Source organism: Chromobacterium haemolyticum (assembly GCF_009936155.1).
Classification (GTDB): domain Bacteria; phylum Pseudomonadota; class Gammaproteobacteria; order Burkholderiales; family Chromobacteriaceae; genus Chromobacterium; species Chromobacterium haemolyticum.
In genome coordinates, this window is record NZ_AP019312.1 from 2,438,982 (window position 1) to 2,461,596 (window position 22,615).

The 22,615-nt window shown below is 56.5% G+C and carries 26 protein-coding genes and 1 riboswitch; of the genes, 13 read left to right on the plus strand and 13 right to left on the minus strand.

What is annotated here, in order from left to right:
• Positions 1-936 precede the first annotated feature (936 nt).
• Complete coding sequence (locus GYH29_RS11115; RefSeq protein WP_141113326.1) at positions 937-1,254, plus strand: hypothetical protein; 318 nt, start codon at positions 937-939, stop codon at positions 1,252-1,254.
• A 272-nt stretch (positions 1,255-1,526) separates the two neighbouring features.
• Here the strand turns inward: GYH29_RS11115 and GYH29_RS11120 are convergent, their stop codons facing one another.
• The 8 genes from GYH29_RS11120 to GYH29_RS11155 form a co-directional block, all read right to left on the minus strand.
• A complete protein-coding gene (locus tag GYH29_RS11120; RefSeq protein WP_019104469.1) occupies positions 1,527-2,111 on the minus strand; it encodes an HvfX family Cu-binding RiPP maturation protein in 585 nt (194 codons plus the stop codon).
• 30 nt (positions 2,112-2,141) lie between these two features.
• Entirely contained in the window at positions 2,142-2,807 is a 666-nt protein-coding gene (locus tag GYH29_RS11125) for an HvfC/BufC family peptide modification chaperone (protein ID WP_019104468.1), read from the minus strand.
• Positions 2,808-2,826: 19 nt separating this feature from the next.
• Complete coding sequence (locus GYH29_RS11130; RefSeq protein WP_161523763.1) at positions 2,827-3,666, minus strand: DUF692 domain-containing protein; 840 nt, start codon at positions 3,664-3,666, stop codon at positions 2,827-2,829.
• On the minus strand, positions 3,654-3,956 hold the full coding sequence (locus tag GYH29_RS11135) for a hypothetical protein (RefSeq protein ID WP_019104466.1): 303 nt from the start codon (positions 3,954-3,956) through the stop codon (positions 3,654-3,656). The genes GYH29_RS11130 and GYH29_RS11135 overlap by 13 nt, the downstream gene beginning before the upstream one ends.
• A gap of 131 nt (positions 3,957-4,087) precedes the next feature.
• The gene (locus GYH29_RS11140) at positions 4,088-5,014 is read right to left on the minus strand and encodes an MBL fold metallo-hydrolase (protein WP_161523764.1); all 927 of its coding nucleotides are present in this window, start codon (positions 5,012-5,014) and stop codon (positions 4,088-4,090) included.
• Between the two features lie 429 nt (positions 5,015-5,443).
• Positions 5,444-6,247 carry an NAD(+) diphosphatase gene (gene nudC / locus GYH29_RS11145; protein WP_161523765.1) on the minus strand — a complete coding sequence of 268 codons (804 nt, stop codon included), beginning with the start codon at positions 6,245-6,247 and terminating at the stop codon, positions 5,444-5,446.
• 27 nt (positions 6,248-6,274) lie between these two features.
• Entirely contained in the window at positions 6,275-7,408 is a 1,134-nt protein-coding gene (locus GYH29_RS11150) for a YbdK family carboxylate-amine ligase (RefSeq protein WP_043593168.1), read from the minus strand.
• A gap of 4 nt (positions 7,409-7,412) precedes the next feature.
• Positions 7,413-8,609, minus strand: coding sequence for a cation:proton antiporter (locus GYH29_RS11155; protein ID WP_043593170.1), 1,197 nt, complete (start codon positions 8,607-8,609; stop codon positions 7,413-7,415).
• A 163-nt stretch (positions 8,610-8,772) separates the two neighbouring features.
• Here GYH29_RS11155 and GYH29_RS11160 point away from each other — a divergent pair, with 163 nt between their 5' ends.
• Positions 8,773-9,573: a M90 family metallopeptidase gene (locus GYH29_RS11160; protein WP_232060576.1), complete on the plus strand. Its 801-nt coding sequence runs from the start codon at positions 8,773-8,775 to the stop codon at positions 9,571-9,573.
• 1 nt (position 9,574) lies between these two features.
• Here GYH29_RS11160 and hpaR read toward each other — a convergent pair whose 3' ends face one another.
• Complete coding sequence (gene hpaR / locus GYH29_RS11165) at positions 9,575-10,024, minus strand: homoprotocatechuate degradation operon regulator HpaR (RefSeq protein WP_051002808.1); 450 nt, start codon at positions 10,022-10,024, stop codon at positions 9,575-9,577.
• A 313-nt stretch (positions 10,025-10,337) separates the two neighbouring features.
• Between hpaR and GYH29_RS11170 the strand changes: the two genes are divergently transcribed.
• Positions 10,338-10,634, plus strand: coding sequence for a hypothetical protein (locus GYH29_RS11170; RefSeq protein WP_141113325.1), 297 nt, complete (start codon positions 10,338-10,340; stop codon positions 10,632-10,634).
• 72 nt (positions 10,635-10,706) lie between these two features.
• Here GYH29_RS11170 and GYH29_RS11175 read toward each other — a convergent pair whose 3' ends face one another.
• Positions 10,707-11,132 carry a DUF3693 domain-containing protein gene (locus GYH29_RS11175; RefSeq protein WP_161523766.1) on the minus strand — a complete coding sequence of 142 codons (426 nt, stop codon included), beginning with the start codon at positions 11,130-11,132 and terminating at the stop codon, positions 10,707-10,709.
• Between the two features lie 100 nt (positions 11,133-11,232).
• Between GYH29_RS11175 and GYH29_RS11180 the strand changes: the two genes are divergently transcribed.
• The 8 genes from GYH29_RS11180 to GYH29_RS11215 all read left to right on the plus strand — a co-directional run bounded on the left by GYH29_RS11180 (position 11,233) and on the right by GYH29_RS11215 (position 16,629).
• Positions 11,233-11,652, plus strand: a complete 420-nt coding sequence (locus tag GYH29_RS11180) for a hypothetical protein (RefSeq protein ID WP_161523767.1) — start codon at positions 11,233-11,235, stop codon at positions 11,650-11,652.
• A gap of 54 nt (positions 11,653-11,706) precedes the next feature.
• Complete coding sequence (locus GYH29_RS11185) at positions 11,707-12,027, plus strand: hypothetical protein (protein WP_118267649.1); 321 nt, start codon at positions 11,707-11,709, stop codon at positions 12,025-12,027.
• A gap of 1 nt (position 12,028) precedes the next feature.
• A complete protein-coding gene (locus GYH29_RS11190) occupies positions 12,029-13,357 on the plus strand; it encodes a phage/plasmid replication protein, II/X family (protein ID WP_161523768.1) in 1,329 nt (442 codons plus the stop codon).
• A gap of 70 nt (positions 13,358-13,427) precedes the next feature.
• Positions 13,428-13,652: a major capsid protein gene (locus GYH29_RS11195; protein ID WP_161523769.1), complete on the plus strand. Its 225-nt coding sequence runs from the start codon at positions 13,428-13,430 to the stop codon at positions 13,650-13,652.
• Positions 13,653-13,654: 2 nt separating this feature from the next.
• Complete coding sequence (locus GYH29_RS11200; protein ID WP_161523770.1) at positions 13,655-13,960, plus strand: hypothetical protein; 306 nt, start codon at positions 13,655-13,657, stop codon at positions 13,958-13,960.
• A gap of 67 nt (positions 13,961-14,027) precedes the next feature.
• Entirely contained in the window at positions 14,028-15,251 is a 1,224-nt protein-coding gene (locus GYH29_RS11205) for a virulence factor TspB C-terminal domain-related protein (protein ID WP_161523771.1), read from the plus strand.
• Positions 15,248-15,526, plus strand: coding sequence for a DUF2523 domain-containing protein (locus GYH29_RS11210; RefSeq protein ID WP_161523772.1), 279 nt, complete (start codon positions 15,248-15,250; stop codon positions 15,524-15,526). The genes GYH29_RS11205 and GYH29_RS11210 overlap by 4 nt, the downstream gene beginning before the upstream one ends.
• Entirely contained in the window at positions 15,523-16,629 is a 1,107-nt protein-coding gene (locus GYH29_RS11215; protein WP_161523773.1) for a zonular occludens toxin domain-containing protein, read from the plus strand. The genes GYH29_RS11210 and GYH29_RS11215 overlap by 4 nt, the downstream gene beginning before the upstream one ends.
• Before the next feature lie 360 nt (positions 16,630-16,989).
• Here the strand turns inward: GYH29_RS11215 and GYH29_RS11220 are convergent, their stop codons facing one another.
• From GYH29_RS11220 to GYH29_RS11230, 3 genes are all read right to left on the minus strand, one after another.
• Complete coding sequence (locus tag GYH29_RS11220; RefSeq protein ID WP_161523774.1) at positions 16,990-17,538, minus strand: DUF2726 domain-containing protein; 549 nt, start codon at positions 17,536-17,538, stop codon at positions 16,990-16,992.
• Positions 17,539-18,010: 472 nt separating this feature from the next.
• Positions 18,011-18,472 (minus strand): hypothetical protein, encoded by a 462-nt coding sequence (locus GYH29_RS11225; RefSeq protein ID WP_161523775.1) that lies wholly within the window; start codon positions 18,470-18,472, stop codon positions 18,011-18,013.
• Positions 18,473-18,697: 225 nt separating this feature from the next.
• A complete protein-coding gene (locus GYH29_RS11230; RefSeq protein WP_161523776.1) occupies positions 18,698-20,167 on the minus strand; it encodes a cobyric acid synthase in 1,470 nt (489 codons plus the stop codon).
• A gap of 133 nt (positions 20,168-20,300) precedes the next feature.
• On the opposite strand from GYH29_RS11230, the gene cbiB reads away from it, so the two are divergent.
• Together cbiB and cobD are read left to right on the plus strand one after the other, a co-directional pair.
• Positions 20,301-21,239, plus strand: coding sequence for an adenosylcobinamide-phosphate synthase CbiB (gene cbiB / locus GYH29_RS11235; RefSeq protein WP_039753491.1), 939 nt, complete (start codon positions 20,301-20,303; stop codon positions 21,237-21,239).
• Positions 21,232-22,218 (plus strand): threonine-phosphate decarboxylase CobD, encoded by a 987-nt coding sequence (cobD, locus tag GYH29_RS11240; protein ID WP_019100217.1) that lies wholly within the window; start codon positions 21,232-21,234, stop codon positions 22,216-22,218. The genes cbiB and cobD overlap by 8 nt, the downstream gene beginning before the upstream one ends.
• Positions 22,219-22,325: 107 nt before the next feature.
• A riboswitch (cobalamin riboswitch) is annotated at positions 22,326-22,507 on the plus strand.
• Positions 22,508-22,615: the final 108 nt, after the last annotated feature.

The following is a 22,615-nucleotide window of genomic DNA, read 5'->3' on the forward strand; positions in this document are numbered from 1 at the left end:
TCAAGGGCTTATAGGGTTTCTCTATAAGCCCTTGGTGCTTTTTAGGCAAAATATTAGACAGCATCGTCTAAAATCCCCCCCAATCTCTCTCAATTCCCCGTTCGGTATTGTGTTCAAAGCGTATCCAATCACCCGTCCGGTCGCTTTATGCCCCCGTCCACGCCCTGAGAGCCCGTTCAAAGTCTGCCGCGCTGCGTGAAGCGTTGCACGGTGAGTACAAGCTCAAAATGCTCATGTCCCCCTTGGACATTCCGTTTTTTTGCTTGTTTTCGCCTTGCCTCGCCCTTGCCCGCGAGATTGGCTATCTCTATTCATTTTTATGGCAATCAGCATACTGAAAAGCGGCTTTAATAGCTTCTTCTGCGATGACACGCTTAGAATTTGTAAAAATTCAAGAGTCACAATCACGCGCCCGATCCCAAGCTGTCGCCGCACGACCAAACGCTATTCGTTAACACCACCTACTGCAAGCCGGTTTTCCTTCTGGTTTACTTGAACTTTCTGGCCAGGGCTGGCGCAGAGTTGGCGTAGTCATCAACATCTAGAAGAGGAGGAGGCCGGCCACCACGGACTATCCTCGGAGTGTGCGTTGTTTTGAATACAAGCAAATGAGCCCGACACACAGTCAAATGGTCAGAATATTCTTTTTTAATATTTGCTAATTAGTAATTTCCCCTGCCTAAAGTTTATCAAGCGAATGTGAATAATAACGAACAAAAGTCATGAACTGAAGTTGAATCATTAAGTCATTATAGTGTGCGGCCGCATTTATATTAACTTCATTGTTAATATTATTTTGATTTTGACTATCTTGATCTAGGCTCGTGTGCTTGTCTAGGCGAGAGCCTTTAGCTATTAGCATTGCCTGAATCTTATTGTCACTATAGAAATTTGCGGTTTTGCTGCGTTTTTCTTGCACACTAAAGGATTTGAGTCATGAAGACCGTCAATTCTCTAACCATTTCTTTTGCCGCTGCCCTTTTATTGGCTTCCTCCATCGTCAGCGCGTCATCTATCGGATCCACTCAAGCTAACGAAGTCACTTCCGCAACACAGCAAGCTAGCAAGAATGATAGCCATCCATCCTCAAATGCTCCAATGGATCAAATCCAACCAAGAAAACCAGGGCAGTGCTTCTCTGCAAAGAACTGCACAGGGAAGGTAATTGGCAATCACCAGCATGCGCACAATTGCAAGAATGCCGGCGGCAAATCTTGGCGAAGCGGTGTGACGGGACAATGCAGTAATTTGTAATTGTCCAGTTCCTAATCTCAAACAAAGGCTTCGCGAGCTTCGGTTCGCGAAGATTTTGCGAAGATATAAAAAGACCCCAGCCTAATTGGCTGGGGGTCATGGTCATAACAGGAGGCTGACATTGAGGGTGCCAGCTATTGCCTGTTATAGGCATCAGGTACGCTTATTCGCACTGACCAAAAGACCGGCCCCCCACCACTGGCCGACAGGCGAGCTCTGAAGCGGGCTCTCCGTGCCGCATTCATTAGGCGTAGTAGGTTTTGAAACGCTTTTTAAGCGGCAAAACGCTTGCGCAGCCAGTAATCCAAGCTGACATAGCGGCCGCCGCCGTAGAAGAACAGCACCAGCAGCATGACGAAGTAGGTGGCGGCGAATTCCATCCCGTTGTTGAGGATGACCGGATCGCCCAATTCGGTGATGTAGTTGTACCGGCCGGGGAAGTTCTCAGCCAGCCAGGACAGGAAGCCGGCCAGCCGCTGGCTGGATTCCATATCCTTGGAAGCGATGGCCAGCCAGCCGCGCGGCAGGTGCACCATGGCGCTGGCCGCGCTCATCAGTACCATCATCGGGATGGCCATTGCTCGGGTGAACAGCCCCAGCGCAATGCAGACCAGGCCCAGGACCTCGGTGGCCGCGGCCAGAAAGGCGAACAGCACAGGAAAGGGCAACCCCAGGCCGCCTTCGCTGGCGGGCGCGCCAAACCAGGTCGCCGCTTCGCTGAAGCCAGCCACTTTGGAGTGAGCGCCGACATAGATTACCGGCAGAAGATAGAGGCGGATACCCAGAAGAGCGATGAAGTCGTATTGTTTGCAGGCTGCAACCGCACGGTCGAAGCCATTCATTATCTTGGCAATCATTTTCGTGTTCCTTATGTTGGGCCGCCGGCGTCATACGTTGTCGACCGGCGACGACGTGTTGGCGTCGAGCATGTGTATCAAGCCGATAGCGGAGGCTTCGTCCAGCCAGGTAGCCAGAAGGTCGAGCGGGACGCTTGCCCGCAGCGTGGGATAGGCGCAGGGGCTCCGCAGCGTCTCCAGCAACCTGCGATCGAAACCGGTTAGCGGTTTCTGAATAATCTGATGGCTTGAGTCGCGAAATAGGGCGAAGGGTCCGGCAAGTCCGGCGACGTCCAGTTGGATCTCAATGCAGGCTAGCGTGGGATTGAGCGAGAAGATTGAGCGTTCCGTCACTTCGCTTGTGGATGGCGGCGGCACGAGAGCTTCGTCGATTTCCACGCTGAACAGCACCCATTCGTACTCCAGGCATTGGCGCAGATCTGCAGACAGGCGGGGCTGGGCGAAACAGAGAAACTCGGTGGCGATATGGTGGAACTCAGGGCTGGACGACGCGTGTTCCGCCAAAAACTCATCGATGCGCAGACTCAGCTCCGCTGCCGATAGCCTGGCGCAAAACAATGGAAAGACTTGAGTCAGCACGTCTTCGATATTGCCGCGCAGAAACTGGCGGTAAAGCTCGATGGAGCGATCACCCAAGACCGCCGGGCCATCTCGCAGCCGCCGGCTGAATGTTTCGATGTCCGATATCGTGTTCATGGCTTCTCCTTTGTCGCGCTCAGGCCGCCTTGGCCGCTGCTTGGTGGAGGCGTTGCCGCAGTTCAGCCGCTTCAGCGCATAACTCGCTCCACGGCGGCATGCTGTTGTCTCGCTCCAGCAGCAGGGGACGAGAGCCGTGCCGAGCTAGGGTGTACCGGGCAAGCTCCAGAACTTCCTCGCATACAGCCGCGCCATGGGTATCGATCAACATGCCGTCGTCGCGGCGCCAATGACCGGCGATGTGGAAGTAGCGAATGGCGGTGGACGGCAGTTCGGCGATAAAGCGCCGCGGGTCGTAGCCGTGGTTGCAGGCGTTGACGTAGACGTTGTTGATGTCCAGCAGTAATTGACAGCCGCTTTGCTCCACGACGGCGCTGATGAAATCCGCTTCCGCCATCTGGCCGGGGTGATTGTGGTAGTAGCTGATGTTTTCCAGAATCAGCGGCCGCTCCAGCATGTCTTGGGTTTGGCGGATCTTGGCTGCGATGCGCGCCGCGGCCATCTCGTGGCGCGGAATCGGCAATAGTTCGTACAGATAGCCCTGGCGGTCGCGGGAGTAGCTGAGGTGGTCGCTGTGAAGGTGAATCCGGTAGCGATCAAGAAAGCGTTTGGCGCGTTTGAGGTAGTCAACGTCCAACGGCAGTTCGTCGCCTATCGACAGGCTGAGCCCATGCGCGATCAACGGGTACTTCTCCGCCAGACGGTCCAACTGCTCGCGTTTGCGGCCGCCGACGTCCATCCAGTTTTCCAGCGTGATTTCCAGAAAGTCGATTTCAGGCTGCGGAGCGTGATCGGCCAGCCATTGGGCGTGCTCGGCGCGCAGCCCCACGCCGACGGCCCGCTGATTCATTGTCCGCATACACCCTCCACCATTTTGCCGGGGCCGGCTTTGCCAGGATGGATGCCTTGGCCGGTCTTGCCGCACTTGCCGTCGCGGGCGCGCACTAGTTGATCTTGCGGGTTGTGCTTGATGTCGGCTTTTTCATACATCTTCACCGTGCCGCACTTGCCGCTGGCGCATTTACCGCCATGGCCGCTTTGGCTTTTCACCTCTTGCGCTGGTTGGCTGGCTTCCGCCGCCAGCGCGGAGTCGGCGCCCAAACCAAGCAAGGACGTCATGGCAATGGAAAGGATGATCTGTTTTTTCATGTTGAATCTCCGTTGGGGTGGCGATGTTTAGAGCGGTGAACAACATCCGTTTTACGTCAGTGGCAAGGCGGGCCGGCGCGGGCAGTTTGAGTACGACAAGTCGGCGCAGCCCAGAGGTTTGTTAGCGGCTCTTAATGCACCGGGAAGCATGAAAGGTCGCGGCTGGCATAGATCGGCCCTTTGTAATAGCGGCGGACAATGGAGATGGATTGCTCCTTGAGCCGTAGCCCCTTGCCCATGAAATGGTTGAGCACCAGCTGCTTGGGTTTCACCGCCGCGGCGATGCGGCCAACGGCGGATGGTTTGGCGTGTAAGAAAGCAGAGGAGGGGTCCGCCTGCTCGTCGATGGCGAGCGGCATTACCAGAATGTCCGCGTTTTTGGCGAAATCGAGAAAGTGCGGGTTGCTGCCGTTCTGGTCCGCGGAGACGACAATGCTGCCGTCCTTCGTGTCTATGCGATAAGCCAGGCAGGGCACGTCGCCATGAGGAATGCCGAGCGCGCTGATGCTGACGCCGTCTTTTTCATACACCTTGGTCGGCGTGGTTTTGCGGTAGTCCACATTGGACAGCGACACCTTCAGTGGAATATCACCCTGGCCAGAGTAGATGCCTGACAGATAGGCGTAAGCGCCGTTCTTGGCGTTGAACTGGGCGTTCATGAAGCCGCTCAGGCTGGGAAAGCCGGCCCCGCTCGTTGGGCCGGACATTTCGATGGCGCGGGGAGAACTGAAGAAGTAGCTGCCTTTGAACAATGCGGGCAAATCCGATACGTGGTCCGTGTGGAAGTGGGTAAGGCCGATGAAGCCCACGTCTTCCAGGCGCGCGCCAGATTGACCGAAACGCAGAAAGGCTCCGCCCCCGGCGTCTATCATCGCCACCGGTTTGTTCTTCCACCAGATTAGCGAAGCCGACGAGGCGCGACCATCGTCGGAGATCGGTCCGCCCGAGCCCAGTAGTTGCAACGAAAAGCTCTTGTTTTCGCATTGAGTCGGGCTGGCGAGAGTTACGCCGGTGCCGCTGGCCAGCATGAGTGATAAGGCAAGCATGCGGATTTTCATTGTGCACTCCTTGCGCGGCGCGAAGATTTTGCCTGCGGAAGGAGACCGCTTGCGAAGTTGGCGCCGTATGTCTTTGAATTTAAAAATCTACCGTTGCTGAGAGAAATTTTGCCGCTTTGGCTTTGGCTTTGGCTTTGGCAATGATTAAAGCTTATCACTGCCCGTATATCAGTATTACTTTTTGTATTTATGTATATAAGTAGAAAAATTTATATGAAACAATGAGGAGCAGGGTGGGAAAGAGCATCTTCGGAATGATGCATAGGCCAATAAGGAATCAAGCGAGCTGCGCAGGCCCACTTGCGGAGGAAGGAACTTAGCCATGCGGCGCAAGAAGCCGGAAGCCTGACGGCAACCAGCCAACTCGCGAGCTAGCAGAGATAAGGTGTTGCGACAGAGGAGGGGGTGAAACGCAGAGGCAGGGGTTGACTAAACTTGCCCTTCATCCTTCTCGCGCAGCCAAGCCACAGTATGTTTCAGCAATTGATAGGCAATGGAGATGGGTGTCGGCGTTTGCGGCAGGGCGTCGATGTCGAACCAGCCGGCGTCTTCGATTTCCCCCTCCTGCGGCAGGATCTCGCCGCTGTCGTATTCGGCGGTAAAGCCCAACATCAGCGAGTGGGGAAAGGGCCAGGATTGCGAGCAGACGTAGCGGAGATTCTTGATTCGAACGCCCACTTCCTCGAAGGCTTCGCGGTGCACGCATTCCTCCAGTGTTTCGCCGGGTTCGACAAAGCCGGCCAGCGCACTGTAGACGCCGGGAACGAAGTGAGGGCTGCGCGCCAGCAGCAACTCTCGGCCGCGATGAATCACCACCATCATCGCCGGCGACAGCTTGGGATAGTAAAGCTGGCCGCAGCTGGAGCAGCGTTTGCCGCTATCCCCGGACCGCTGAAGCAGCGGCCCGGCACAACGGCCGCAATAGCGATGAGTGCGCTGAAACTGGCGGATCTGCGCGGCGCGGGCGATGGCGGGCGTCAGCCCGGAGGGCAGGCTGAGCAAGGCCGGCCGCAGAGCCAGCCAGTTGCAGCCGGCCGGCGGCGCGCCCACCAGTTCCGCCAAATAAAGATTGTGACCATCATGTACGCCGATGAACAGTTGCTGGGACAGAGGCCAGCCGCGCGCGCGCTCATCCGGCAAGGCCTGATCCAATAGTAAAATCTTGGACCCTTCGAAAATGCAGTAACGGGCAGGCAGGGCGGGGTCGGGCAGAGCGGGCAGGTCGAATGGCATGGCGGCTTGGGCTAATGTCGTAGCCGCTTAGTTTACGCCCACACCCGGTGCCTCGTACATCCAGTGTTCGCTTTGTTGCCGCACAACTTCGGATAGAGAACCGCTGCCGTCGAACACTTGGCGCAGCCAGGCGCTGTCCGACTGTCGCTTCAGCACTCGCTGACGCAAGGCGGCCAGCTGCGCCTGGTTACCCAGCGCCTCGGCCTGCGGCTCCAACTGATTCAGAGTGTTGACCAAGTCCTCCTGCAGTCCGATCTGACTATTGTTGCCAGCATCGACCAACATGCCGTCAAAACCGAAGCGGCAGGCCTGAAAGCGATTGTAGCTATAGGTCAGATAATGTTCCTGACACACCTCGTCCTGCTGTTCGCCCAGGCAGCGATGAGCCAGCATCTGCGCGTAAGCCGCCAGCAACACAGGGGTCTCCACCGACAACGGTGTATCGCAAATACGGATTTCCACCGTGCCGTATTCCGGCTTGGGCCGGATATCCCAGTAGAAATCCTTCATGCTGGCGACAATGCCCAGATTGGCCATGCGCCGGAAGTAGTCGTTGAACTGCTCCCAGTTGTTGACGCAAGGCATGCAACCGGACAGCGGAAAGGCGTTGACGCTGGTCAGCCGCGAGGTCTGGAACAGCGTATCCACGCCCTGGTAAAAAGGAGAGGAGGCGGATAGCGCGATGAAGTGCGGGATGTAGCGCGCCAGATAATGGGTCAGCCGCACCGCGCTGTCGCCGTCCGGGCAGCCGATGTGAATGTGCTGACCGTAGACGGTGAATTGCTTGGCCAGATAACCGTACAGCTCGGATACCAGGTGATAGCGCTCTTTGGGATAAATGCGCTGTTCGTCCCAATGCTGGAACGGATGCGAGCCGCCGCCGGCCAGACCCAGGTTCAGTTTGCGCGCGCTGCTGACCAGCAGCTCGCGGATGGCCAGAATCTCCTCCAGCATCTTGTTGACGTCGCTGTGCACTGCGGTGCCGATTTCTATCATGCCCTGGGTGATTTCCGGCTTGATGTCGAAACCGTGTTGCTGACGATTCACCTGCAGCAGCAGATCGTCCGAGCCACGGGTCAGGTTGTAGTCGCGGCGGTTGAGGATCATCAATTCCAGCTCCACCCCCAGAGTCAGCGGCTGACTGTGGTTGAACTCCAGCATGTTCTCACTCCTGCGCCCGGGTTTCGCCGGCCAGCCGCAAGGCCAGCCGGGTCAAGACCGGCGCGCACAATTCATTGATCACCAGGATGGACATCATCGCGCCGCTGAAGCTTTGCGCGGCGGCGCCCAGCGACACCGCGCCCAGGCTCATCAGCAGCGCGGTGCCGCCGGACCAGGCATTCAGCGCCAGGCCCAGGCAGGCGCCATGGCGTTTCGGCAAGCCATTGGCGCCGGCCGCCAGCCACCAGATCAGCATCGCCAGCCCGGTGCGCAGCGCCAGACAGGCCAGCGCCAGCGGCCAGAACTCGGCCAGCGATTGCGGAGCCAACTGCGCGCCGGCGGCAACGAAGAAGGCCACGGTGAAAATCTGCGCCGACGACATCACGCCGCGCTCGGTCACGGTATGGCCGTGCTTGAGGTTGCGGGTGGCCAGCCCGGCAACCAGCAGCGCCAGCGACGGCAGCACCTGCAGCATATCGGCCACCCCGACCACCAGCGCGATCAAGCCGAACAGCATGACCTTTTGCGATTCGCGCTGCCGGCCACCCAGCCAGCGATTAAGCTGGATTGCCGCGAGGCCGGCCAGCAAACCCAGCGCACAGGAGGCCAGCGTAAGCCAGCCCGGCAGCAAAATACCGCTTTCCACTCCGTTGTTGCCGGAGAGATGTCCATAAGACAAGGCCAGCGCGAAGCAGGGCAGCGCCAGCAGATTGGAGAGCGCGGTGGCCACCAACAGGCGCTCGCTGACCTGACCGTCCGCGTTAGATTCCCGCACGATTTCCAGCGTGACCACCGGAGAAGTGGCCACGCCCAGCGCCGCCAACATCAGACTGGCCGCCAGCCCCAGGCCGAACAACTGCAAGGCGGCGAACAGGCCGAGCAAGGTCAGCAGACAATAGAACAAGGTGGTCAGCAGCAAGGTGCGCTCCACCCGTAGCCACCGCAGATCCACGCGGCGCCCGGCCTCAAACAGCGCGATGCCCAAGGCCAAGTGCACGAAAATGGACGCTTGCTGCAAGAGTTGCTCGTCCAGCAGGCGCAGGCTGTGCGGGCCGATCAGCAAGCCGGTCAGCACATAGCCGACGATGGCGGGCAGCCGCGCCACCCGCACCGCGATCTGGCCGCCTATCACCCCCAGCGACAGCAGCACGCCGAATGCCGCCAAAGGATTGAGCGCCAGCGTTTGCCAAGGCAGGCTCATGATAATTCCCCCGTTTATTTTATGATTTTGACTGTTGCGCCAGCCTGGGCCGGCGCAGCGAAAGCGGAATGTTGACGTCTTGCGACAGATCGGATGGGGCGCGCATTGAAATGTGCAAAATCGCCCTCAGAGTAGGAGAGACGATAAAACGGGACGAGAGTTCATGGTGATTGAGTGGATTCGCCGCGCGCTATCCGGCAAAACCGCTCCGGAAACGATGGCAGCGCTGCGCGAACAGGCCGCGCGCATGCCGCTGCTGTCCGGTTTGGACGAAGCGGAGTTGTTGCGCTTGATCGAGTTGGCCGCCTGGGTGTTGCACAGCAAAAGCTTTTCCGGACAGGACGGGGTGCGGCTAGGCACCCGCTCCTGCGCCAGCGTGGCCTTGCAAATGGCGCTGCCTGCCATGAATCTGGGCAAATCCGCCTTGAGCGGATGGAGCGATGTGGTGCTGTATCCGTCTCCGTTTGTCGCGCGCGACATCTGGATGGACGGCATCGGCTTGCAGCATGAAAGCGAGAGCGTGCTGATAGGCCAGGCGCGTCAGGACGGCCCGGTGGTGCTGTCGCTTCCGGACGCGCGAGCCTCAGAGCAATTGGATGGATGGAATGTGGTGATCCATGAAGTGGCGCACAAGCTGGACATGCTCAACGGTCCGGCCAACGGCTCACCGCCTCTGCATAAAGGAATGAACCAGGCGCAATGGAGCCGCGCCTGGTCTCAAGGTTATCGTTTATTGTGTCGCATGCTGGACCGCGGAATCAATCCTGGCTGGCTGGATCCGTACGCGGCGGAGAACCCCGCGGAGTTCTTCGCCGTGTTAAGTGAGGCTTTTTTCGAGCTGCCGCATCATCTCAAGCTGGACTACCCGGAGCTTTATGAGCAGCTTGCCTTGTTCTATCGGCAAGACACGGCAAGGAGATTGCCCGAACCCGAGGGGATGCCCGCCCCAGAACCCGAGCGCTGACTCAGCCGACCCGCGGCGCCGGCAGTTTCTCCAGATCATCCAGCAAGCCCAGCAGCTGCGTCAGTTTTTCCTGGCCCAAATGGCTTTCGATCTGTCGATAACAGTCTTCCGCCAACGGAGAGATCTGTTGAATCAGCTCGCGCCCGTCCCGCGACATTGAAATGATCAAACGCCGGCTGTCTATATGATCACGCTGGCGATGGATCAACCCCGCTTTTTCCATGCGGACCAAGATGCCGGTCAGACTTGGAGGCAAGATGCAAGCCCGGTCTGCGATCACGCCGGCTTCTTGGTCTCCAAAGTCTTCCAAAACTCGCAAAATGCGCCACTGTTGCTCTGTCACCCCGTAACGGTTGAGGATCGGGCGGAAGTAGGCCATCACCGATTCTCGTGCCCGTAGCAGGTGCTGGGGCAGCCGTTGATTATGTAGTTTTATGTTTTTGTTGGTCATTTAGATCGTTGCTTCCGGCTGCGCGCAGCCAGTGTTGCTGGTTATCGCTCTCGCGGGCGAACTCGACAAATAAAATGCCATGCAAATACCTGTCACATATTTACTTTATTCCAAATTTTAATCCAAAAACAAAAAAAATAGCATCTCAATACCATATATCCTTCGAATTAATTATGCATACCGGGCGAAGTGACTGGCACAAGCGCTACGATGCAGAGCGACTAAGCAGACTTTTTACGTTACAGTGACGATAAATTTCAATTTTCGTCACTGTAACGCATAATAAATCCAGGCAAGCAGAGGAGGGCACGCGATGAACACAGACCCGTTGCAAGAAAAGGCCGACGTCACAGTCAAGAAACGCGGCCGACCAACCACCGGCCTAGCAATGTCCGGCGCCGAACGGCAGCGAAAGTATCGGGCAAATACTGTCACCGTAACGTTAAATGATAAGGAGTGGGCACACCTGACCAATATGCTGGAGCAGGCGCTTAAGGCCGATCCATCACGTTATGGCGAATCCGATTTCGCGCTGGCCAGAAAAATTTACAGAGCCGCCATCAAAGGCAATCCGCCGCCGGATTGCTTTCACAAGCCAGCGGTCAAGTGATAGAACAGCGCGCAGTCTTGCCATGAATTGTAAAAACAGCCCTGAACTGATACCCAGTTCAGGAGGATTGACCTAAATTGAGGAATATTCATTATTTGACATAATATACAAATGGCATGTTGCGGCAACGCCACATGCAGCATTTGTCATGCGCTGAGACGCACTAGCATTGTTAGCGCTTAGACTCCCCATCAGCATCGCCCCCGCCGTCAGCCCGCCCAGGGCGAGGGCGCCCATCTTTTTTAGCAAGTCCTCCCAAACGTCCTTACGTGCTTGATTTTTCTCGCGTTCCATCTGTGCTGCCGCGATGACAATCATGCCGTCAATACCCAAGATTTTGGCGACCATGATGCATGCGAAGTCGTCCATGATGCGTTCGCCGCTTAGGTATTGCCCGATGGTGTTCCCATGGATGCCTAGCTTTTCTCCTGCCTTCCTATTGCTTGTCTCGCCCATCTTTTCCATGGCTTCGCGCAGGTAGTCGCTGCTGAGCTTCATGTTTTCCTCTCTTGTTCACTCAACCGAGTGAGAATAATATCCGGCTGTCACTCATGCGAGTGAATTTGTCTGTTACCCAATTTTAGCAGGGGGGAGCGCCATGGAAGCCAGTCAGCCGCAAAAACTCACTTACCGCGTATCAGCCTACGGGACGCATGCTCGCCGTTTCGATCCTCCCGCAAACGCCAAGGCACTGAATGCTCTTTGGACCTACATGGATCTGCACACCCCTGGTTGCTTGATGTGGTTCTGCGGCGACTCGGTTCCTCCGGTTGTTCGCCGTTTCCCCTTTCCGTCCTACGCCCATCTGCTGGCTCCAAAGCCGCGCCACATGCTTTGGAGTCTCCACGACGCCGGCCATCGTAGTCGTCAACAGCAATATCGCTCGGTGGATCTGGCCACCTTTGCCCCAGTGGCCGGTTTTTTCTACGAGATTATTTGTCACTGTAACGGTAATTACATTTCCACCTTTATTTTTCACCGTAACGCTTTTATTCCCGTATCGGATAGCTTCTTTTAACAGGCTGCATGTCCATGCAGCCCTTTGTTTTTACTTACTCTTGAGGACCTACCCATGAAAGCCATTTTGTCCGGTTTCCTTCACATGAGCGGCATTGCCAAGCAGTCCGGCAAGCCGTTCGACATGCGCACATTGATTGTGCTTGTCCCGGCTCAGAACGCCGCGTCCGAGAAATTTAACAAGCTGGGTGTTGGTTATGAAGTCGCTGAGTTGCCGGTGGCTGACTCCGCCAAACCGGCTTTCATGTCGTTGACCTATCCCTGCCATGCGCAGCTGGACATCAGCCACGAGATTTTCAACGGCAAGATGCAGCCCATGGTCAACGGCGTTTCCCACGTCGTGTTGCTCAAGCCTGTAGACAAGGCCGCCGCCTGATATGTCCGCTTTCATCGACTACATCTCGATCTCGCAAGTGCATCCGGGTCGACTTAACCCCGAAACTGGGGTAGTCGAACCGAGATTGCCGCTTGTGGATTCGGGCGTGGTCGGTAAGTGGGGCAGGGACATGGAAACCGGTGATCTGATTGATAACCCGGAGTGGGGACAGTCTTCAAAGCTGTTCCTGCGCGGCTCTTTCGATAGCCTGGTTATCGTCAAATGCGACGGTTTCCGCATCACCTTGTCCGGCAACGTGGGCCGCCTGGATCGGCCCGACAACCTGTTCAACCTGGACTTCGAACAGACAATTGCGAAGTGCAATGAAATCCTGTCGCGTTTCCGTTTGCCTCCTTTCACCGCTGGTGAGCAGGTGGTAAACGCAAATCCGTCAGCGTATGACCTGGAACACGGCGTCAACCTCGTTCAGTGGAGCGGCGCCACCGTCTCCGGCCTCCATATCACGCGCAACTATCAAACCGGCAGTCCGAAGGATGCCGAAGCCTTTATGCGCTGGCTCTCTACCCAGTCCATCAGCAACGTCAAACGTAACCGCGCTAGCCCTGAGTCGTGCGCCTGGGGCAGCAAGGGCGGTCGCAAAATGTTGAAGGCCTACATCAAGTATCTCGAAATGCTCGCCCCCGGTCACAAGCATGGGCGCTCTACATCTCAAATTAAGTGTGACCCTGTTTATCAATTTGCACGGGAACAAGGCATTGTGCGGCTGGAAATGGAGGCAGGACGCCTCTTGCTGCGCGACAAAGGTCTTCGGTTCCTGGGAGATATCACGATGGATAACATCGTCCAACTCTTTGACGCCGAAGTCCGGCCCCTCCTGTCCCGCGTTCGCCAAGACATCACCCGCCTGGACATCGAGGGCTTGCCCTCAAAAATACGCATGACTGCGGCCTGCTACTTGCGCGGCGAGGACGTTCGCCAGTTGGTCAGCCAGGCCACGTTCTACCGTCACGCAAAAGCCTTGCGTGATTACGGCATCGACATCAGCGAACCGCTGGCCAAGTTCGACAAGATCAATCAAGTAATCAAGGTCGTTGAAGTCGCGCCGGCCACTTGCCCTGACTGGTACTGGCAGCACCAGGAACGCTTGTTTGTCGAGCGCACACGCCTTGAAGCCGATCTGGCGCTTGTAGAGGCTGAACGCGCAGATCGCGCCGCGGCTATAGCTGCAAACGAGGAAATCCCGCTCCCGTTGGTTGCCAACGGCCGCATTGAAGACCCCGACAGGCTCGCCCACTTGCTCCAGGCCGCGAAGGACTATGAAGTCCCTCGCGCCAGGCCTCAAGGCTTTCAGCAATATTCGTCACAGTAACGAAAATATCTGGTTGCAGCGTCTGGCTACGCGCTGCATCTGGTTCTTGTAGTGGCCACAGGAGATTTACATGAAATATCGCGTTGTTGCTCAAAAGTTCGCTGCTCGTGCCGCCTTGGCTGGCTCTTTCCTGCTGGGCACTTGCGCAACTGCTTACGCCGCGCTGCCGGCTGACGTCAAGACCTCTGTTGAGGGCGCTAAAGGCGATGCAACCGAAGCCGGCGGCTTGGTCATCGGCGTTGTCGTTGCCATTTTCGGGCTGATGATCATCAAGGGCATGTTCAAGGGCCGCTAACCATGGGCTTTCAAGTCGGCTGGCAGTGTGTTGCCGACTCGAACAAGGCTGCGGATTTGGTGCTATCCAATTCGCAGCCTTTTTTGTTCGAGTCATATGTAAAGCAATACGAAAAGGGCGCGGATGGCTCTTGGAGCCTTGTCACGTATGACGCGAACAATACCGCAATTTCAACTCAAGCTGTTTCCCTTAAATTTCCAACTTGTTCTCCAAGCGAGCAATTTAATGATGGCGCTGAATTGGGCTGGCTTTTGTTTGGCGTAATGCTGATTGCTTGGTCAGGCCGTCAGATTAGGAGGTTTTTCTAATGGTCATTGATTTTTACTTCTTGCTAGGTTTCTTTATTCCGCTTTGCTTGGCTTGGGTGCTTTTCAAATGAGACATATTCGGAACCTCCTGTTTTTTATTATTGGCGCAGCTATATCTTTCGTTTCGCTTTATTCATTTGCCGGCGTCGTTACTCCGGTCGATGATGGGTATATTTATGAAAATGGCAGATTAAAACCTGCTCCGGGCTATCGCGTTCCCGCAGGCTCTACAATTGTTACCACGCCGGCTAATGATCCGTACTTGAAAATGACGCGTAGTGTTGGTGTGGTTTTAAAAGACATGGAAGGCCACGCGGCCAATGCCACTGTCAAAGACCTTATTAGAGTTAATCGCGCTGTCGCTATTGGTAATATCGTTTCTATTATGCGTGGCGGCTTATACCAAGCGGCAGCTTCATTTGCTACGGACTATCTTATCGGCAAGGGCTGGGAGTGGATGAGCGATGCCCAGTATTGGGCTAAGAAAACTGATCCAGATGTGACAAAGGCTATGGCTGATTTAAGCTTTGACCCAAATGGCTATTGCCGTGCGCAAGGTTACTCCGGATATACTGGTGTACATATTGCCATTGGTGCCACTCCGGAAGGCGGTAAAGCTCCCTATCTTTATTGCGCTTGCAAAGATGGCCCTGAATATCGTTTTGGCCCGCTTGCTGATTCCTATAGCCCAGAGGGCAAGGTTAAAGTTAATGACGCTGAGGTTGCGGATGCTGGTTATGAGCTCGTAAATAGCAATCAACAAGGTACGGTTGATTTCTTGCAGCAATTAAAGAGTTTGCCTTATGAGAGCAGTACACCAACGCTTGATGCTCCGCTTTCAGTTGATTCTGAGCCTTACGCCCATCCGGATGGCGCTTCAAAAACACGGTTTACTTTGACGCCCGATGCGACTGGCGCAGTTTCTGTTGGAGTAACTCGCGTTCCTGCATCATCTCCAAATCCGAATCCTGACCCCACTAAGCCCGATCCTAAGCCTGATCCTGAAAGCAAAGACCCTTGTCAAACGAATCCTAATCGTATCTCTTGTTCCGAATACGGCGACATCCCAGAGGGCGAAATGCCGTCACAGCAACAAGGTTCAGATTTTAAAGTGTTTTCATTGAGCTTCTCCCATTCTTGCCCAGCTCCTCGCGCCTACCGTGCTGGAGGCAATGTTTATTATTCGGACTGGACGCAAATGTGTAATTTTGCTGAGAAAATTAAGCCCATCATTATTCTGGCGGCTTCCATTGTTTCGGTCCTGATTATTTCTTTCGGGGTTAAGTCATGAAAACGCTAGCCGCCTTTTTAATGGCAATGGTAAAGCCATTACTCCAAAAGATTTTCCTTTCACTCGGGCTAGGGATTATTACATATGCGTCGATACAGCTTGCGTTCGATAAGCTTGTCACATATACGGTTTCTTCGATTAGCTCGTTACCTCCGGAAACTTCTGCGATATTGGGTCTTGCGGGCATAGATATTGGTCTTGGCTTGATATTGGGTGCTGTGTCTTTTGTTATTTCTATGACTGTGGTTTCCAAAATTGGGATGATGAACAAATGATTACGGTTATAACCGGCGGTCCTGGCATGGGTAAAACTAGTCTTGTGGTTTCTATGATTATGGATGATCCCCATTTGCAAAATCGCCCCATATTCACAATGGGCATTAATGACTTGCTACTGGAGCATATTCCATGCCCTCCAGTTAAAGAGTGGACGGAAATGCGCGTTTCTGATGAAGATGAAACGCTGATGTTGCCTTATTTCACGTTTCCGCCCAATGCGGTTGTTATTGTAGATGAGGCTCAACGTGTTTATCGTGCGCGCGGGAATGGCACTAAAGTTCCCGATCATGTGGCAGCTTTGGAAACCCATAGACATGGCGGTATCGATTTCATATTGATGACGCAAGGCCCATCCTTACTTGATTCTAATATTAAAGTTCTTGCTGGTCGCCATCTCCATATTCTCAAAACCAAGCTGGGACTTAGAAAGATTGTTGAATGGCCATCTATCCATAACCCTCAAAGCAGCGCTGACATTAATTCCGGCATTACAAAGCCATTTGTTCTCAAGAAAAAAGCTTTTTCCAAATATAAAAGTTCTGAGGTTCATACAAAGCAGACATTTGCATTTCCTTGGCCCGTCTTGTGGCTTCTAGTGCCTATTATTTTGATTGCCTACTTTGGCCCTCGTTTTTATAACCGGTACTTTGCAAGCAAGCCTCAGCCTGTCGCGGAATCCTCACCCGCGCCCATGCCGACAGGGCAGGGGGGCGCGCCGGCTGGCGCGACACACGGACCTGGAGGCCAGGGCGCGCAGTCTACGCCAGCGGCTGCGGTGGCTCCTCCGGTGCAAGTAGGGTCTTCTTATCGCTCTGATGCGTTTATCCCTACCGTTTATGATCACCCTGAGTCCGCGCCGGCTTACGATGGTTTGCGGCAGGTAAAAAGCTTCCCCTGGCCTGCTGCGTGCATTGCTACAAAGTCGCGTTGTCAGTGTTATTCAGAGCAGGGCACACGTGTCACGATTTCAGTTGAGGCGTGCCGCGAGATTGTTGAGGGGGGTCGGTTTAATCCGTATCAGGAAGCTCCTGTTTTACGTTCAGCTTCGCCGCCTCCTGTTTTGATTTCTTCTCAAGAGCGTAAAAACACAAAGGGCTAAATATGTCATTGACAGTCCTTCTCGTTATTATTGTTTGTTGCTGGGCTGCACTTTTTCTTCATCTCTTATTAGGGGGTTAATGCGATGCCTTGGTACTACACTTTAGTCTTTTGCTTAGCGTTCATCTTCTCTGCATTCGGCCTTTGTTTTTTAATAAAGGAGATTTGATCATGCCTTGGTATGCAATTGCATTTTGTTGGTTCGTGATGTGTTTTTCGATTCTTGGAGTCATTATTAAGATACTCAATTATGAAATGCGGGGCTAATTCTGAATAAAATTCGTAGCCGTAATAAAAATCCCAAGCGTAAAAAAGCCCAGGTACTGCCCTGGGCTTTTTTTTAACCACCTCCCAGAATTTATTAAGCACGCTCTAGTACTTTTTCTTCCCTAGGGTGCATTCTTTTAAGTACGCTAGCGTACTCATCTAGTGTTCGCTGTGGGGGTGTTCTTGGGATCCGAAGTGGCATGAGTCCTATTTGCCTAATGATCGAATCTCTTTGTCTGTCTTTCTCTTCTTTCCCAATGTGGGACCTGTCATCAAGCTCTATGATCGCGATCATTGTGAGGTCTGGCTTGCAGATCACGAAGTCAGCTACTTTCTGACTCATTGTTCTGCGTAGCCCTTCGTTGTCGAATTTGCTCCCTCCTTCAGTGTCGATAATCTGGCTAAAGGCTACTTGAGGAAAAACGAGGAAGTCGGGGGAAAGACTTTTTGTCAGGCGGTTAAAGCACTCTTGCTCACGCTGTGTGAGCAGAGTTTTCCCTTTGAGTTTGAACCTTGCTGACCCGAACTTCCTGGGGCTTGTTGCATTGTTGAATGAGCGCTTGGGTGCTTTGCTTTTCTTCGCTCCACTCATCGCTCCAGCTACGATAGCCATCACGATGAAGATGATGACGATTGTTGTCATGCTTTTTCTCATCACGTTACGGTAACGGCGATGCTAGACGAATAAACCCTGCCTGCAAACCCATCTTATTCGTCACCGTAACGAAAATAGAGAGAGGCCACGCCCCGGCTCTTTTGCAGACAGTAAAAACCGTGTAGAGCGATCACCTATGGTCAGCCCCGCGCTCGCGCGCCCGTGGGGGCCCCATGCCGGCGTTTTGTGCCGGCAATGGGCGGAACGGGGACTAGCTCGGCCTTGGCCGAGCGTAGTAGGGCGTTGCAGCATGTTGGCGTCGCGCCGCCTTCGGGCCGCGTAGCGGCCTAGACGGGTGACTGGTAATACCCGTCTTTTTTCTCATTTTGAGAAAACCGGTAGGAGGGCGGCAGCATCGAAACGGCGCTGCAAGGCGCGCCAGAGCTGGCTTTTGGGTCTCTCTGACAGAGCGCGTCTTTTTTCTCAAGAATGAGAATGGGAATGCTGATGGAATTGCCTGTTAGCAGCTGTCGTCGGGGCCGATAATTCGGTTCAGCATCGCGCCGAACTTGGCCTGCCGGTGGCAGTTCTCACGGTAGAAGTCCCGCTCGATCATGAGCCGTTCGATCAGCTCCGCTTGCTGTACTGCAAGGCGCTTGGCCCGGCGATAGTCTCGCATTAGTGCAACTTCTTCGTAGTTGATGCGTTCACCCGTGGCCGGGCAGATTAGCGCCTGGCCATCGTTGGCCAGCTTCCAGCCCCAGAACGGGCCGAATTGCTTGCCTAGTACGGTTGATGCTTTGTGAGCTAGATAGAGATAGGCAAGCTTCGGGACCGGCTTGTGTCCGGATCGCCAGCGGCCGACCTCGTCAACGTCTACGCCGATCTCTGCGGCAATTTCCGTTACGTCACGAAAACAAACAGCCCTGATCAAGTCATCAGGGCTGCACGGGAACTCACACCAAGGTAGCTTGCGTTTCATTTTGCTGCGGATAGTTGTTGCTCGAACCTCCAACGATGGAAAGTGTTGCGTTTTATTAACCTGTACAAAAGGTCAGGGTATTGAACCAATGGAGCAGGCTGCGGACCCTACGCCGTATGTTTCCAAGATTTGACATAATATACATTATGCGAACAAATGGATTAAACCGTCGTAGGGTAAGACTGCGCCCTGTGTCTAACGCACTCTGCCTGGCTTGCGGCTTGTTCACTCTCCCGCGAACAAGCCGCTGAGGATCGGCGCCAGGTCCAAATGTTGTTCCAGCATGTCCGCGAGTTTGTCGATATTCGCTTCGCGCAGCGCCGGATAATCGAGCGCCACGGGTTCTTGCAATCCGGCCCAGTGCAGGATGGCCTGGCAAGCGGCGGGTTCGTCGAACACGCCGTGCAGATAGGTGGCCAGGATCTGATCGTCTTCAGAGCGTGCGCCGTCAGTGCCGCCGCCGTTGAAGTACAAGGCAGGCCGCTCCAGTGCCGGCCCGGCGCTGACGCCCATATGGATTTCATAGCCGGTGGCCTCGGCATTGTCCAAGCTCAGCCGGCCGCGCATCCGCGTCAGCCGCTTTTCCGCCGCCAGTGTGGTTTCCATGTCCAGCAAGCCCAAGCCGTTGCCGCTGCCCGGTTCGCCCTCCAGGCCATCTGGATCGTGCAGTTTGCGGCCCAGCATTTGCAGGCCGCCGCAGATGCCTAGCACCTTGCCTCCGTAGCGCAGGTAGCGGCGTATCGTTTCCTCCCAGCCCTGCGCGCGCAGCCAGGCCAAGTCGGCCAGCACGCTCTTGCTGCCGGGCAGCACGATCAGGTCGGCCGGCGGGATGGTTTGGCCTGCCCGCACTAGGGTGAATTCCACTTGCGGATGCAGGCGCAGCGGATCGAAATCGGTGTGATTGCTGACGCGCGGTGCGGCCGGGGCGATTACGCGCAGCTTGTCGCCGGTGGCAGTTGAACCGTCGGGCTTGTCCAGGCCCATGCTGTCCTCGGCCTCCAGATGCAAGTCGTGTAAATACGGCAGCACGCCCAGCACTGGCTTGCCAGTATGCTGTTCCAGCCAATCGATGCCGCTCTTGAGCAGGCTGGGATCGCCGCGGAAGCGGTTGATCACTAGGCCGATCACCCTGGCGCGCTCGGATTCCGACAGTAGCGCCAGGGTGCCGGCCAGGTGGGCGAACACGCCGCCGCGCTCGATGTCGGCCACCAGAATCACCGGGCAGTCCACCGCCTCGGCAAACCCCATATTAGCGATATCGCCGTCGCGCAGATTGATCTCCGCCGGGCTGCCGGCGCCCTCGGCGATGATGCACTGGTATTGCTCCGCCAGCCTGGCGTGCGATTCCAACACCGCCTTCATCGCCACCGGCTTGTAGCCGTGATAGCCGCGAGCCTCCATATTCCCTATCGCCCGTCCTTGGATGATGACTTGCGAACCGGTATGGCTATTGGGCTTCAACAACACCGGGTTCATGTCGCTGTGCGGCTCCACCCCGCAGGCTTGCGCCTGCACTGCCTGGGAGCGGCCGATCTCTCCGCCGTCCACCGTCACCGCGCTGTTCAGCGCCATGTTCTGAGGCTTGAACGGCGCCACCCGCACGCCTCGGCGCGCCAACAGTCGACACAAACCGGTGGCCAGCGCGCTCTTGCCGGCATCTGACGTGGCACCCTGAATCATGATGGTCTTGGCCATGGCGCTCCCCCTGCACATAGATGGCGAACAAGGCTTAGAATGGCGGCTTGATTCATTCCGGCCAGCCCAAACCCTAAAAATTTACGCATTGGATACCTCCAAGCGGCGGTCGGCCATTATATAAGGTTGTGCGTTGAGTTCCGCATTGTTTCTACCGCTAGCGCTATTGCTGGATCGCCTGTTGGGGGAGCCACGGCGCTGGCATCCACTGGTCGGCTTCGGTCGGCTGACCCGAGCCGTTGAGCGCCTTGGCTACCCCTCCTCGCCCGCTGCCGAGCCCAAGTGGCGCATGCGTATGCGCGGCGCCCTGTCCGTTTCGCTGCTGCTTCTGCCGCTGACGCTGGCGGCCTGGCTGCTGGCCCGGCTGCCGTTGCTGGACGTCATCGCGCCCATCGCCCTGCTCTACCTGGCGATTGGCGCCAAGAGCTTGGCTCTGCACGCGGAGGTGGTCAGACAGGCCCTGGACAACGGCAATCTCGCTTTGGCCCGCGAACGGGTGGGCTGGATCGTCAGCCGCGACACAAGCGAGCTGGATGAGGCCGGGGTTGCCCGTGCCGCTATTGAATCGGTGCTGGAAAATGGCTGCGACGCCGTTTTTGCCGCGCTGTTCTGGTTTCTGTTGCTGGGCGCGCCCGGGGTGGTGTTGTACCGGCTGTCCAACACGCTGGATGCGATGTGGGGCTACAAGAACGCGCGCTATTTGCATTTTGGCTGGGCCGCCGCCCGCCTTGACGATGTTTTGAACTACATCCCGGCGCGGCTGACCGCTCTCACCTATCTGCTGCTGGGGCGCGCGGCAAACGGTTGGCGCTGCTGGAGAACGCAGGCGCCCACTTGGTACAGCCCCAACGCCGGCCCGGTGATGGCGGCTGGCGCCGGCGCGCTGGGCGTCTCCCTTGGCGGCGGCGCGCGCTACCATGGCCAGTGGAAGGAGCGGCCGCCCTTGGGCTGCGGCCCCGCGCCCACGCATCAGGACATCGGCCGCGCGGTGCGCTTGGTCAGCCGCGGCGCATGGCTGTGGGCCGGTCTTTCCATATTGTGGGCTGTTTTGATTGGAGTAATGCATGCTTGAACACGGAGGTGGCCTGCTGCGCGCGGCCGCTGAATACGGTATTCCGCATGGGGATTGGCTGGACCTGTCCACCGGCGTCAACCCCAATGGTTGGCCAGTGCCGCCGCTGTCCGCCGACGCCTGGCTGCGGCTGCCGCAGGACCATGATGGGCTGGAAGCGGCGGCGGCGGAATATTACGGTTGCGAGCAACTGCTGCCGGTGGCGGGCTCCCAGCCCGCCATCCAGGTGCTGCCGCGGCTGCGAGCGCCCTGCCGCGTCGGCATGTTGACCTTGTGCTACGCCGAGCATCCTTATCAGTGGCAAAGGCGCGGGCACCGCGTGGAACGGTTCACGCCGGACGCGCTCGCCGCCAACATCGATCGGCTGGACGTGGTTCAAATCTGCAACCCCAACAACCCCACCGGAGATCGTTTCGAGCCGGATTTACTGGAGGACTGGCGGCAAAGGCTGGCGGAGCGCGGCGGCTGGCTGCTGGTCGACGAAGCATTCCTGGATGCGTCGCCGCAGGACAGCATGCTGCCTCATATCGGCAAGCCGGGCTTGATCGTGCTGCGCTCGGTCGGCAAATTCTTCGGCCTGGCCGGCGCCCGCGCCGGTTTCGTGTTTGCCCAGCCTGCGTTGCGGCAGGCCTTGGCCGAGGAGTTGGGCCCCTGGTCCATGGCAGGTCCGGCGCGCGAAGCGGTGACGCAGGCGCTGCGCGATACGGCGTGGCAGCAGTCCATGAGAAGCAAGCTGCTACGCGATAGCGCGCGGCTACGAAACTGCCTGGAGCGGCACGAACTCGCCCCGGCCGGTGGCTGCGATCTTTTCCAGTGGGTGCCCGGCGATGCCAGCCTGTCCTTGCACCGCTATCTGGCGGGATGCGGCATCTTGAGCCGTTACTTCGAGTCCATGCCCAGCCTGCGCTTCGGCTTGCCGAAAAGCGAACAGGACTGGGCGCGGCTGGATCAGGCCTTGGCAAACTGGCGGCGATTGTAATTAAAATCAAAACGCCAGCTGTTCACAGCCTGGTTTTTGTCACGTATCATCCGACCCCATCATGACGGTGCCCCAAAAATTTGTGTACGACCTTGCCAGCCAAGACGCGCGGCAGTACGTAAACAGGTTCTCAGAGGGTGAAACGGGAACGCGGTGCAAGACCGCGGCTGCCCCCGCAACTGTAAGCGCAGAGTCCACGCCTGACGCCACTGGCCCCTAAACGGGCCGGGAAGGCGGCGCCGGACCACGACGCGCGAGCCAGGAGACCGGCCGTCATACGTGTCGACGCAAGCAGAAACCGGGCGGGGTGTACCGGGGGATACGCACATGCGCCACTCATGAAAATCCGGCGGTCTGTGCCCTCGTTTGCGCGACGGAAATCGTCTCCGAGGGCACC